We start from the raw sequence: 12,669 nt of genomic DNA on the forward strand, positions 1-12,669 counted from the left end.
GAAATGCGGCCACGCCGCCGAGACTGGAGATCGCCAGCCAAGGGCCCGAGATCGGGCTGACCGCCATGGACCGCGCGAACGGTTCATGGATCCTCCAATCCTCCCCCGATCTGATAACTTGGACCGATGTGGGGAATCCCTTCTTCATCCGGAACAGCTTTCAGCCGCTGGCAGAGCGTCCCAAGGCGGGACTCAAGCTCTACTACCGGCTGAGCGAGACGTCCTTCATGGCCTATCACAGCACCGCATTCATGCTGGATCTGCCCCCCGCTCCTTACCCCTATGCCACGAAGTCGTCGGCATCGATGAAGATGGCAGGGGCGGGACTGAATGTGACCCTAAGCGACAAGACGGTCTTGCTGGGCCGGGTGCTCTTCTACGATCGCCGCCTATCGAAGGACAACTCGATATCCTGCTCGTCCTGCCACCTGCAGGAAAACGCCTTTGCCGACAAGGTGGCCTTCAGCCGCGGTCATCTGGGTGGCCTTACGGCGCGCAACGCGGCGCCACCCACCGACCTGCCTAGTTATAGCACCACGGACGGGCGGGTCTTCTGGGATGGCCGCAGTCGTTCGCTGTCATCGGCGGTGCTGGAGCCGATCTCTCATGCGGTGGAGATGGGGCTGAGCCAAGAGGAGTTGGTGGCAAAGCTGAGCCTGGAGCCCTACTACACGGAACTCTTCACCTCGGCCTATGGCACGGCGGACGTAACGGCCGCCAAGATCGGGACGGCACTGGCGCAATTCTGCAACGCGATCCCGCGCTTCGACGCCAAGTATGACCAAGCTCGCTTGGGAACCGCGACCCTCACCGCCTCCGAGCAGGAGGGAAGCACACTTTTCTCTTCCAAGTGCATGACCTGCCATACCCTGACCGGAGCGCCGCGAACGCCCTTTGCGAACAACGGGCTGGACCTCGTCTATGCGGACCAAGGAGTGGCAATCCAGACCGGCCTCACCGCCGACCGGGGCAAGTTCAAGATCCCGAACCTGCGACAGGTGAGCCAAACCGGTCCTTATATGCATGACGGGCGCTTCAAGACCCTGCGGCAAGTCATCGACCACTACTCGGAAGGGATCAAGAACCACCCGAATCTCAGCTCTCCGCTGAGATCCACCGGGCCGATGCATTTTACGGAAGAGCAAAAGCAGGCGCTGGAGGACTTCCTCAAGACCCTGACCGATCCTGAGATCGCGACGAATCCTGCGTTTGCGGATCCGTTCCGGAAGAACTGACTCGAGAAATGGCCGGTCTCCCCTACCCCCGGACACGCGGGGGCGGGGCTTCCGTAAGAGTCATGTGACGATCCAGAGGAAGGCCTGTCAGAACCGGCGCTGTTAGCGGCGGCGGCGAAGGACCAACAAGGTCAAGGTGGCCACGGAAAGCAGCGGGACCGAGGGCTCGGGGACGGAGACCGGACTCGGCAGGGAGCCGGTGAAGAGGTAGTTGTGAGCCTCGCCGTTGCCGTAGAGATTGCCCGCGATGAGGTTGCCCTCGACGTTGCCATTGCCGAAATTGACGGTGGCTTTCGGGGCAAGGATGCTTCCCTGGACACTGATACCATTGATCTCCAGCGAGGTGGCCTCGTAGAAATTGTAGAGCACGTTTTGGCGATTTGCCACACCAGTGCCGTCTCCATTGAGGTCCTGAAATTGGATGCCCATGTAGCGGAAGAGGTCTGTGGTGCCGCTGACATTCACGAGTATGGTGGAGCCCGCGGGAGCATCAATCGTTACACCCCACGAACTCGACAGCATGGAGCCGGAAAGGGTGAAGACATTGAGGTTTGGATCCGTGCCGATCAACTGAATGCCACCGTAGTTGTTGATGGTGGAACCGGTGCTGGTCAGATTGCTCCAGTAGGAAGAGGCGGTGAGCAGGTAGTTGTTCGTGGCGGTAAAGTCGACGGGGCTACCGTGGGTGATGCTGCCATTCGGCACCCCGAAGTTACCGGAGAGAGTGCCGCCATAGACAATATTGCCGTAGTGGACCTCGCCACCGTTGTAGGCAAGATTGCCGCCGACCACGAGGGAGTTGCCCGCGCTGGAAGGACTAGCTTGAAATTTACTACCAACGCCGTAGTTCGTGAGGGTGGCATTGCCGGCGACGGCAACGCGGCCCTCGGAGTCGACATTCGACTCCTGCATGGTGCCGAGGACATAGACGTTGTACGATGAGGCCGAGGAAAAGACGGTGGTGGCGTGAAGGCCAGTGCTGGTCGCAGCGAAAAAACAGACGAGCAACGAGGGCACGAGGGTGCGATGCGTTTTCAAGGGGTGGAACAGTTGGTCTGGGGTGAAGACCGAACGGGAAAGGAGACCGGCCGGGGGCGCTAGTCGAGCGGCAGGAGCCGCCGGGCTGCGGCGGAGGAGTAGTCGCAAAATCGGACATCTGCCAAGTGATTAAGATCAGCTAAGGATCAAAATCGGCCAAAATCAAAAAAATGCAGAAGTGACTGCGTTTCAATCGCTACGCGATCGCGTGGGTTTTCCCGAATCCCGTCGCCTTGGCATGGCAAATGACCTTAAATGTCATCCTCTCTCCCATGAAATCCGCCCCGAATGCGAAACGCTCGAAGCTCCTCTACGCGGGTCTTGCTCTGCTCATTCTTACGGCTGCGGCGGGAGTGCCGCTGGCGCTCAAATGGAAGGAGGGCAACGATCGAGCGGCGTGCATCATGAACCAGCGAAATGTCCAGCAAGCCTATCGGGCTTACTCCTGCGTGAACGGGACGATCGGGGAGCCTGTCGACAAGTCAGAGATCATTGGCAAATATCTGAATGAGCCACACTGTCCTTCGGGAGGCACCTATCTTTGGTGTTCGAAGATGCCACCGCTGGGGACATTGGCCGCGCCCTGCTCCGATCCGAAACATGCGCTGCCACCGGAAGTCATCAAGGACTGGTAAGCTCGCCGCGCATGCGCGCGCGTAGATCAGGCTCGCGGTGAATGTCTCCCGCTGATAGGGCTGCGACTCCATGTCACGACCCTTCTTCCTTCGCGCGCTCGCGCTGTGCTGTTTGTCGCTGGCCGCGGCCGATGCTGCACCCGCCGAGCCTTTGCTAGGTAGCGCGGCCGCGAAGAGCGAGTCCGCCCAAGTCAGCTTTGAAACGTCGGACAAAGGCCTCGCCATCAAGATCCTTCCCGGCGGTGACGGCTACCCCGGCCTGTCCCTGGTTCCCGCGAATGGCAAAGTCTTCGACCTTTCGGCCCACGGCCATGTGGATGCCACCTTCACCAACACGGGCAAGGTGCCGGTCGATATCGCATTGCGGGTGGACAACGCCGGGGACTGGCAGAATGAGCCTTGGAACACCGAAAACCTATCGGTCGCACCCGGACAACAGGCGACGCTGCATTTGGTGTTCGGGCATTCCTACGGGCGGAAGAAGGGCTATGCGCTGAATCCAAAGGAGGTGGTGCGCCTATTGATCTTCACGGGGAAGACGGAGCAGGAGAAGGCCTTCCGGATTGATTCGATCATTGCAGGCGGTGAGCGGGGAGAGAAGCCGGAAGAGTCACCGGAGCAGGTGCGGTTACTGCCGGAGAAGGGAGCGATTTTTCCGGCTCCGCTGCACATCGAGGGACGGGATGGGGGCAATGGCGCGATGGACTCGATCACCAGCGTCAGGGCCAGTTTCCCGAACGCTGAGTCGCAGGTAGCACTGAGACCGGAGGAAGGGCGTTGGGATCTCTCGCAGTGCATGCAAGTGGTGGTGACGCTGCGAAACGAAGGCGGGAAGCCGGTGCGGCCGCGCTTAGGACTGGAGAGCAACGGCGGCCCGACGGATACGGTGCAGGGTGAGGAACTGGCAGCCCGGAAGAGCAAGGAGTATGCAGTGTCCTTCATTCCGAAGAAACCTTGGCTGGGACGACCGGACTATGCGGGCAAGGGTGAGACAGCAGTCGAGGGAAGGGGCTCGCGCTTCACGAGTGATGCGGTGGCGGCAGTGGTGATCTCGGCGGGAGTGGCGGACGCCAAGTTAGCGATCACTTCGATCACAGCGGATGCCCCGGCGGCCAAGCTGCCGGAGTGGCTGGGGAAACGCCCGCCGGTGGAGGGCGAATGGGTACAGACCTTTGCGGAGGAGTTCGACGGAAATGCGGTCAATGAGAAGCAGTGGAACGTGCATGCGGCGAACTACTGGGACAAGGTGAGCTGGTTCAGCCGGGACAACGTGATCGTGGGCGGAGGGGCGGCGAAGCTGCGCTACGAGAAGCGAACGGGGCATCACAATGATGATCCGAAAGAGAAGGAGTTCCACTACGCGACCGGTTTCCTGGACACCTTTGGCAAGTGGACTCAGCGCTATGGCTACTATGAAGTGCGGGTGAAGCTGCCGACGGCACCGGGGTTGTGGCCGGCCTTCTGGTTGATGCCGGAGCGCGGCAAGGATGTGGGCGAGCAATGGCAGCGTCAGGATACGGGAAATGGCGGGATGGAGTTTGACGTGATCGAGCACCTCACGCGCTGGGGGCCATGCCGGAACAACATCGCGATGCACTGGGATGGCTACGGGGAAGAGCACAAGCAGCTTGGCACAGACCGGATCTACATGCAGCCGGACAAGGATGGCTACGTGACCGGCGGGCTGCTGTGGCTGCCCGGCCAGGCGATCTACTACGTGAACGGCAGTGAGACAGCCCGCTGGGAGAGCCCGCGGATTTCAAGCGTGCCGTCGTGTTTGCTATTCACTTTGCCACAGGGCGGCTGGGACAATAGCGCGATGGACGATAGCAAGCTGCCGGATGTTTTCACCATCGACTACGTGAGGATCTGGCAGCGGAAGGATCTGGCATCCCAGGCCGATGGGCCCAAGAATCCGTGAGCATGGAGCCTTCCGAGACAGCCGACCACTACGATCAAATCGCCCGTTGGTGGCAGGGCAACGTTCCACCTACGTATGGGCTGGCAGCACTGGAGCGGGCGCTGCGCTTTGCGAAGAAGGAAGGTGCCTCGCTGGATGTCGGCTGTGGTAGCGAGGGGCGCTTCATGAAGGTGCAGCGGGCACACGGTTTTGCGCCGGAGGGGCTGGATGTCTCACCGGCGATGGTCGAGTTGGCGCGCGAGCGCGATCCTGAGGCGGTCTTTTATACGGCGGATGTCAGCACTTGGGAGGTGCCGCGGAAGTATGTCTTCATCTCGGCGTGGGATAGCACCTTTCATTTGCCCTTGGATTTGCAGGAGCCGGTTCTGCGGAAGCTATGCGCGGCCTTGGGGCCGGCGGGAGTGATTCTCTTCACCTGCGGTGGAGGGGAGGCGGGTGAGATCAAGGGCTCCTTCCAGGGGCAGGATTTCGAGTATAGCACGCTGGGGGTGGAGGCCTTTGTGCGGATCCTCGATGAGTGCGGCTGCTTCTGCCGTCATTTGGAGTATGACCAGTATCCCGAGGGACATGTGGTCATCATCGGCGCGAGGAAGGCGAACTGACCTCAACGCGCCCCCTCGAAATTTAGCAGGCTACTTGTCTTCCCCCTTCGCCGGGATGGCAGGCTTCAGGTTCACCATCCATTCATTGAAGCGATCCAGCCAACCGTAGACCGGGCCGGTCTTGCCCTTGCGGTAACCAAAGCCGTGGCCGCCATCCGTGTAGAGGTGAAGCTCCACCGGCACACCTGCGTGTTTGAAGTCCAGATAGACCTTGGTGAGACCTTCGGAGATATCGGGCCGATCATTGATCGAAGCGCACAGGAAGGCTGGCGGTGAGTCCTTCGAGGGCACGATGCGGCTGGTGCCGCCCGGATAGATCAGCGCTTGGAACGCAGGCCGATCGCTGAAGCGATCCAAGGGATCGGCGGCATCCGGCTTTCCGGCATCATAGTTCATGCTTGCGGCTGAACAAAGCTCACCGCCTGCGGAAAAGCCCATCACTCCGAGCGTGTCGGGATTCACGTTCCACTCGCTCGCGCGGCTACGAACTAAACGGATGGCGCGCTGGAGGTCCGGCACTGCATCCCCATCAATACTGTAGGTCGAGCCGGTCTCCCGGGCCAAGCGGTACTTCACGACGAAGGCGGCGATGCCGTGCTCCGAAAGCCACTCGCCGATATTCTTGCCTTCGAAGGTGACCTGCAACTCGCGATGCCCGCCGCCGGGTGCGACGACGACAGCCGCCCCGGTGGCCTTATCCTTCGCCGGAAGATAAGGCGTAATACTCGGCTTGTGGACGGTGGTGACTTTCTGATCGCCATTCGCGGAGGTGATCACGACCTCGGGATCGGTCTTCCCCTCCGATCCGGGGGCCCCGTCGGGCCAGATCAGGATGGGGTCAGAGGCATCGGCGGCATGGAGCGGGGCAGCCAACAGGAACAAGGAGAGGAGAGCTTTCATGATATTGGGATGAAGATGAGAGATAGGGATCAGATTCCAGAGAGGCGGGCGGTGCTGTCGCCAAAGCGGTCGAGGGCAGGCACGCCGGCATGGTCGAGCATGTTAAGGTAGAGGTTGCACATCGGCTTGGAGCCGGCCTCCACATGGCGTCCCGGATGAAGCATCCCTCCCCCATTCCCCGCGAGGACCACGGGCAAATCGGTATGAGTATGACGGTTGCCATCCGAATTGCCGCAGCCGTAAACGATCATGGAATTGTGCAGCAGCGATTGCCCGTCTGCGTCTTTCTTGGACTCCAGCATGCCGAGAAACTCGGCAAAGCGTTCGGCGTAGAAACGATCGATCAGTGCCACCTTGGCAATCATCTCGGCATTGTCGCGATGGTGGGAAAGCGAGTGGTGGCCCTCGGAGACTTCGATCTCCGGGAAGGAGCGGTTGCTGCCATCGTGAGCCAGCAATAGCGACGCAACCCGAGTGGCATCCGTCTCAAAGGACAGCGCCATCATCTCGAACATCAGACGGATGTAGTCATCGTAGCGGGCGGGTATACCCTCCGGCGTGACGGTCTCCGGATCCGGGATGGCGGAGAATTTCTCCGCCGTGACGATGCGCTGTTCGATTTCCCGCAGGCCGGTCAGATACTCATCCAGCTTGTCCTGGTCGCGGCGGCCCAACTCGGCCTGCACCGCCTTCGCGTCGTCCATCACGAAATCGAGAATGGAGTGCTGTTGGGCACGGCGCAGCGCGAGATTGTCGTTGCGCTCGCCATGCGCACCCGCGCCGAAAAGCCGCTCGAAGATAAGACGCGGGTTGGACTCCGGGGACAACGGTGAGCTCGGCGAGCGCCAGGAGATATTCGACTCGTAGGCGCAGGAGTAGCCTGAGTCGCAGCCACCGGACTTCCGGTGGGGATCGGTCGAGAATTCCAGGGAGGCGAAGCGGGTGCGGGTGCCGATGTGATTCGCGGCGACCTGGTCGATCGAGATACCGGCATGGATGTCACTCCCGGAGGTCTTCTTGACACGGACCCCGGTGAGAAAGGTGCCATTCGCTCGGGCGTGGTCACCGCCACCGTCCGCTCCGGCTTCAGCGTTCTTGTGATCAAGGCCCGAGATGACCTGTACCCGGTGGCGCAGCGACTCCAAGGGCGCGAGGGTCTTGCCGAAGCTGAAGTCCGCCCCGCTACCAAGCGGCTTCCAATCCTTCTGGATCGCACCATTCGGGAAATAGATGAAGGCCATGCGCAGCGGCATGCCGCTGGCAGTGGTGGCTACGGCCGGAGCGGCCCCGGCGGCGGCAAGCGCGCGACCGCCCAGGGTCGACTCAAATGCGGGAAGAGCGATGCAGGCTCCGATTCCGCGGAGGAAATTGCGGCGACTGGATTCAAGCTTCATGGGTTGCGGCGTTGGCTTCTCTGGAATGGCGTGGACTCGACGATTCCGGTGATGAGATCTGAGAATTCCCCGTTGGATTGGCGCAGCTTCTCCACCAGCGCATCCACCGTGAGGATGTCGCAGGCTTCGGGCCCGCGACCCAGCGAGTAGGTCAGCAGCTTCTCCGTCAGGCAGCGGTAGAAGTCGTCCCGCCGGAAAGTGACGAGCACATGTTTGAGCTCTTTCACGTCCGCGAAGGTTTCGCCGGTGATCAGTTTACCGGCAGGTGGTCCAAGGTCGGCCCCGAGTTCACGGTCGCGCCAGCGGCCCATCGCGTTGAAGTTTTCGAAGGCAAGGCCAAGCGGGTCCATCCGGTCATGGCAGGACGAGCACAGCGGCTTCTCGCGATGCAAGGCCAAGGCTTCGCGCAAGGAGCGCTCGGTCCCGTCGTGGCCCTTCCCGGAGGCCTCAAGCGAAGGAATGTTAGGCGGCGGCGGCGGTGGCGGGCTGCCCAGGATATTGTCGAGGATGAAGAGCCCCCGCTTCACGGGTGAGGTGCGGGTCGGATTAGAAGTCACCGCAAGCACGGTGCCCATGGTCAGCACACCGCCGCGCAGGCTCTCCGGCGGCAGCTTCACCAGGCGCATCTCATCACCGCGGACGCCGGGTACCCCGTAGTATTCGGCGAGTTCCTGGTTCAAGAAGGTGGAGTCGTTTTCCACCAGGCTCAGGACGCTGCCATTGGTCTTCAGCAGATGGCTGAAAAGCATCTCCGCTTCGCGGCGCATGGCACTTCGCAGCGAGCCCTTGAACTCCGCTTTGTTATTGTTGTTGCCGGACTTCGCCCGCAGTTCGGCGAGTTCCTGGCGCAGCCGTTCCACTTCGGCCTCATCGTGGCTCGCTTCGGCCTGATCGATCGCGAGATTGATCCGCTGCTTGGCCGCATTGTTTTCACGGATTTGCTTCTCCACGCCGTTGTCACGGGCCTGCACGACCCGCGCATCAATGCTGACGCCTTCCACGTCCCGCGTTTGCAACCACTGCCCGGCGAAGTTCTTCACGAACTCGGCGGACTTCTCGTCCTGAATCATCCTAGAGATCTGCCCGCGCAGTCCCTTCCTCAGCTCTCCGCGCTCGGCGAGCTGGAGCAGAGTCTCGTCCGGCATGGTGGACCAGAGGAAGTAAGAGAGGCGGGATGCCAGCGCCCACTCGTCGATCAAGGGATGAGACGCCGGATCCGCCTCTGGTAGTGTTTTCTCGATCCGGAAGAGGAAGCGTGGCGAAGCAATCACCGCCGTCATCGCCCGGGCAATACCCTTCTCGAAACTGCCGCCGGGCGCGGATGCAGACTCCATGGCCAGCCCCGCGAGCTTCCCGATCGTGCGTTCATCCACCGGGCAGCGGAAGGCGCGACCGGCGAAGCTGCCCAGGATTTCCCGGGCATAGGCCAAGCGCTCCGCCTCGTCGGCGGGCGGCTCGGGCCGCGGGAAGAACTTGCTGTAATCTTTTGGCGGAATGGAGAACTCCGGTTCCAGTGGCCCGACCAAGGTCACGCCTTGAAAACCCAGGTCCACGCTGGTCCTCCCCTCAGGCGAGCTGTGGGAGACCTCGTCGTATTTCACCAGTGGCTTGATGGTGAGGCGCAAGGCATGCTTGCCTGCTTCCCATTTCACCGCGGTAGCGCAGTCGAGCTTACTACCCTGCACCCACTTGAGTTCCTTCTTCAGCTCGCTCTTGCCATCCACGAGCCACTCCACGTCCGCCCGGCCTGGATCGAAGGCATAGGAGCGGCGGACCGGGGAATTCAGCACGACGCGGTAAGTCCCGGCCTGAGCTATGTCCACCGTCGCCATGATGTCCGCGGACTCATAGAGAGAAACATTCAGCTCGCCGTAGGAGCCATCCCGGGCTCCTTGCCCATTGAAGTAGTGGGCCTCCACCTGCCTCTCGGGGGCAACCCTCCGCTCCGTGGGGACAGCCCGTGTGACGATTGTCTCCGCAGCCTGCAGGTATTTCTCCAACAGCATCGGCGAGGTGGACAGGACATCACCGATCGTGTCGAAGCCGTAGCCGGTATCGTCGGCGGGAAACTCCTCGTCGGTCCGGAAGTCGATGCCAATCAGGTCGCGGACGGTGTTCCGGTATTCCACTCGGTTCAGGCGTCGTAGCGTTACCCGGCCGGGATCGGGATGATCAGGATCGAGTTTCAGCGCGTCCCGTTTGATCCAGTTCTCCAGCTTTGAAAATTCGTCGGCGGGAATCCTCGGCTTCTTCGCCGGCGGCATGGTCCCGCTGCGAATATTCTTCAAGGCGCGCACCCACAGATCGGTCTGCTTCAACAGCTCCCGGGTAGACCCGAAGGCATCAAAGGCCACCTTCCCCTTGTCCTCGCCTTCCCCATGACACTGATAGCAGTGATCCTCAAGGATCGGCAGGATATCCCGTTCAAATTCCCCGGCCTGTTCCTCCTCTGCAGCGGCCTGCAAGCAGCCCGCGCCTAGCATCGCAGCGAAGGCCGATCTTTTTTGGAGCAAGGATCCAAGGACCAAAAACAACATGGATTCCAAATAAACGCAGATATGGACAAACGAGCTTACGGCGATCCTACATTTCGCTGCATGTCCACCCATCCGGGTAGTCACACACAAACACAAAAGGGCGGCCCCTGCGAAGGAGCCGCCCTTGTTATGAGTGCCTTGCGCTCAATCCGCCGCTCTGGATCGCCTAGCGCAGGAAGGCCTCGTGCAGGCCACCATCGACGGTGATGACCTGGCCGGTGGTCTTGCTGAGGCGGTTGGTGACGAGGAGGAAGTAGGCTTCCGCCTGGTCGGCCGGGGTGATCGGGGCCTTGGTCAGGGTGCGGTCGGCGTAGAATTGCGCGAGCTTGCTGACGAGAGACTCGGTGGCTTCGTCCTCGGTGTAGGCGATGTTGTATTTCGCCAGCGAACCAATGACGCGGTCGCGCGGGAACATGGCCGAACCTTGGACTACGGTGGCCGGAGCGACGCCATTGACGCGGACCAGCGGGGCAAGCTCGATGGCGAGCTCGCGGACGAGGTGGTTCGCGGCGGCCTTGGAGGTGTCGTAGGCGAGGCTACCCTTCTTCGCGACGGCAGCGTTGGCGCTGGTGGTGAGGACGAGGTTGCCCTTGAGGCCTTGTTCCTTCCAGGTCTTCGCGGCTTCGTCGGCGACGTAGTAGGAACCGCTGACGTTGATGGCGAAGGTAAGCGCCCACTTGTCATCCGGGATGTGGCCGGAGGTGTCGCTTGGCACGAAGATACCGGCGGTAACGCAGATGTGATCGAAGCCACCGTAAGCGAGCGAGACTTGGTCGAGCATCGCGCGGATGCTGGCGCGATCGGTGATGTTCGCGGCGAGGCCGATGGCCGGGCCGCAGCCAGAGATGCCGGTGCCGGCTACGCCGATGCCCAAGCCATACTTGTCGGTGATCTCCTTGGCGGTGGCCTCAGCGGCTTCCTTGTTGAGGTCGACGCAGACGATGTGCGCGCCTTCCTTCACAAGGCGATGAGCGGTTTCCTTGCCGATGCCGGAGCCGGCGCCGATGACGATGACCACCTGGCGGGCGAGCTCCTTCTCGGCGGGCATGCGCTGAAGCTTCGCTTCTTCAAGCAGCCAGTATTCAATATCGAAGGCTTCCTGCTGCGGCAGCGAGATGTATTTGTCGATGGCCTCGGCGCCTCGCATCACTTCAACCGCACAGTTGTAGAACTCGGCGGTGACGCGGGATTCAGACTTGTCCTTGCCCCAAGCCACCATGCCGAGACCTGGGATGAGGACCACGGTCGGATTCGGGTCGCGCATCGCCGGGCTGTTGGAGTGCTTGCAGGCGTTGTAGTAGGAGGCGTAGTCCTTGCGGTACTGCTCCAAACCAGCGCTGAGCTTGGCCTTGAGCGCGGCGGCGTCTTCGGTCTGCGGATTCCAGTCGACGTAGAGCGGCTTGATCTTGGTGCGCAGGAAGTGGTCCGGGCAGGAGGTGCCGAGCTCGGCGAGACGCGGGGCATCGGCGGAGTTGACGAAGCGCAGGATCTTGTCGTCGTCCTGCACGGTGCCGATGAAGCGCTTCTGCTGGGACACTTGGCCGCGGAGCCATGGCAAGATCGCGGCGAGGGTGGCCTGGCGTTGGGCTTCCGGGAGCGTCTGGTATTTCGCACCGCCGAAGGCTTTGGCGTCGCCGCCTTTGGCTTGGTACTTCTCGTCGATGTAGGCGGCAGCCTTCTCGATGAACTCGAGGGTGCGGGTGTAGCAGACGACATCGTCATCATCCCAGGAGATGAAGCCGTGCTGACCCATCATGATCGCCTTCACCTTGGGATTGTTCTTCGCGATCTCCTGCATCGCGAGGCCGAGCTCGAAGCCCGGGCGCATCCACGGCACGTAGTCCATTTCGCCGCCGAAGATCTCCTGCGTGAGCTTCTGGCAATTCGCCGAGGCAGCGATGGCGATGATCGCATTCGGATGCATGTGATCGACGTGTGCGCCGGGCAGGAAGCTGTGCAGCGGCGTGTCGATCGAGGAAGCACGCGGGTTCAGGTTGAAGGTGGTGTGGAAGTACATCGCCACCATCTCGTCCTCGGCCTGCGACTTGAGGCCCTTGTCCGGGCGTGCGGCGTAGAGGCCCTGCATGGCGATCAGCTTGTCCTGATACAGCGAGGAGAAGTTGTCGCGCTTGCTGGTCCGGAGGTCGCCGCCAGAGCCCTTCACCCAAAGCACGGTGGTCTCTTCGCCTGTAAGCGGATCTCTCTCGGTGACCTTTGAAGAAGTGTTGCCGCCACCGGTGTTGGTGATGCGCTGGTCGGCTCCGAGAATGTTGGAACGGTAAACCAAGCGACCGACGGGATCGAGCGCAGCGGCTTCGGGACCATTCCAGGAGAAATTGACGTGCTTAAAGTCAGCGGACATGGAGTGCTATTGAGTTTGCGATTGACTGGAGCCGGGGATGCGGGA

9 protein-coding genes are annotated in these 12,669 nt (G+C 61.5%); 4 read left to right on the top strand and 5 right to left on the bottom strand.

Going from position 1 to position 12,669, the window contains the following annotated elements; all coding sequences use genetic code 11:
* The first annotated feature begins 65 nt into the window (after positions 1–65).
* Positions 66–1,235 carry a cytochrome c peroxidase gene (locus BV071_RS03360; RefSeq protein WP_052572818.1) on the top strand — a complete coding sequence of 390 codons (1,170 nt, stop codon included), beginning with the start codon at positions 66–68 and terminating at the stop codon, positions 1,233–1,235.
* 102 nt (positions 1,236–1,337) lie between these two features.
* On the opposite strand, the gene BV071_RS03365 is transcribed toward BV071_RS03360, so the two are convergent.
* Complete coding sequence (locus tag BV071_RS03365; protein ID WP_265594026.1) at positions 1,338–2,273, bottom strand: choice-of-anchor A family protein; 936 nt, start codon at positions 2,271–2,273, stop codon at positions 1,338–1,340.
* A gap of 272 nt (positions 2,274–2,545) precedes the next feature.
* Between BV071_RS03365 and BV071_RS03370 the strand changes: the two genes are divergently transcribed.
* The 3 genes from BV071_RS03370 (at position 2,546) to BV071_RS03380 (ending at position 5,431) form a co-directional block, all read left to right on the top strand.
* Positions 2,546–2,908: a hypothetical protein gene (locus BV071_RS03370; protein ID WP_265594027.1), complete on the top strand. Its 363-nt coding sequence runs from the start codon at positions 2,546–2,548 to the stop codon at positions 2,906–2,908.
* 70 nt (positions 2,909–2,978) lie between these two features.
* Positions 2,979–4,829 (top strand): glycoside hydrolase family 16 protein, encoded by a 1,851-nt coding sequence (locus BV071_RS03375; RefSeq protein WP_035602197.1) that lies wholly within the window; start codon positions 2,979–2,981, stop codon positions 4,827–4,829.
* 2 nt (positions 4,830–4,831) lie between these two features.
* Positions 4,832–5,431 carry a methyltransferase domain-containing protein gene (locus BV071_RS03380; protein ID WP_052572820.1) on the top strand — a complete coding sequence of 200 codons (600 nt, stop codon included), beginning with the start codon at positions 4,832–4,834 and terminating at the stop codon, positions 5,429–5,431.
* A gap of 30 nt (positions 5,432–5,461) precedes the next feature.
* Here the strand turns inward: BV071_RS03380 and BV071_RS03385 are convergent, their stop codons facing one another.
* From BV071_RS03385 to BV071_RS03400, 4 genes are all read right to left on the bottom strand, one after another.
* Complete coding sequence (locus BV071_RS03385) at positions 5,462–6,331, bottom strand: alpha/beta hydrolase (protein WP_052572821.1); 870 nt, start codon at positions 6,329–6,331, stop codon at positions 5,462–5,464.
* Between the two features lie 29 nt (positions 6,332–6,360).
* Positions 6,361–7,725 carry a DUF1552 domain-containing protein gene (locus BV071_RS03390; RefSeq protein WP_035602201.1) on the bottom strand — a complete coding sequence of 455 codons (1,365 nt, stop codon included), beginning with the start codon at positions 7,723–7,725 and terminating at the stop codon, positions 6,361–6,363.
* Positions 7,722–10,238, bottom strand: a complete 2,517-nt coding sequence (locus tag BV071_RS03395; protein WP_265594028.1) for a DUF1592 domain-containing protein — start codon at positions 10,236–10,238, stop codon at positions 7,722–7,724. The genes BV071_RS03390 and BV071_RS03395 overlap by 4 nt, the downstream gene beginning before the upstream one ends.
* A 190-nt stretch (positions 10,239–10,428) precedes the next feature.
* A complete protein-coding gene (locus tag BV071_RS03400; protein ID WP_035602206.1) occupies positions 10,429–12,624 on the bottom strand; it encodes a bifunctional rhamnulose-1-phosphate aldolase/short-chain dehydrogenase in 2,196 nt (731 codons plus the stop codon).
* Positions 12,625–12,669: the final 45 nt, after the last annotated feature.

Origin of the sequence: Haloferula sp. BvORR071 (assembly GCF_000739615.1) — a bacterium.
Lineage (GTDB): Bacteria > Verrucomicrobiota > Verrucomicrobiia > Verrucomicrobiales > Akkermansiaceae > Haloferula.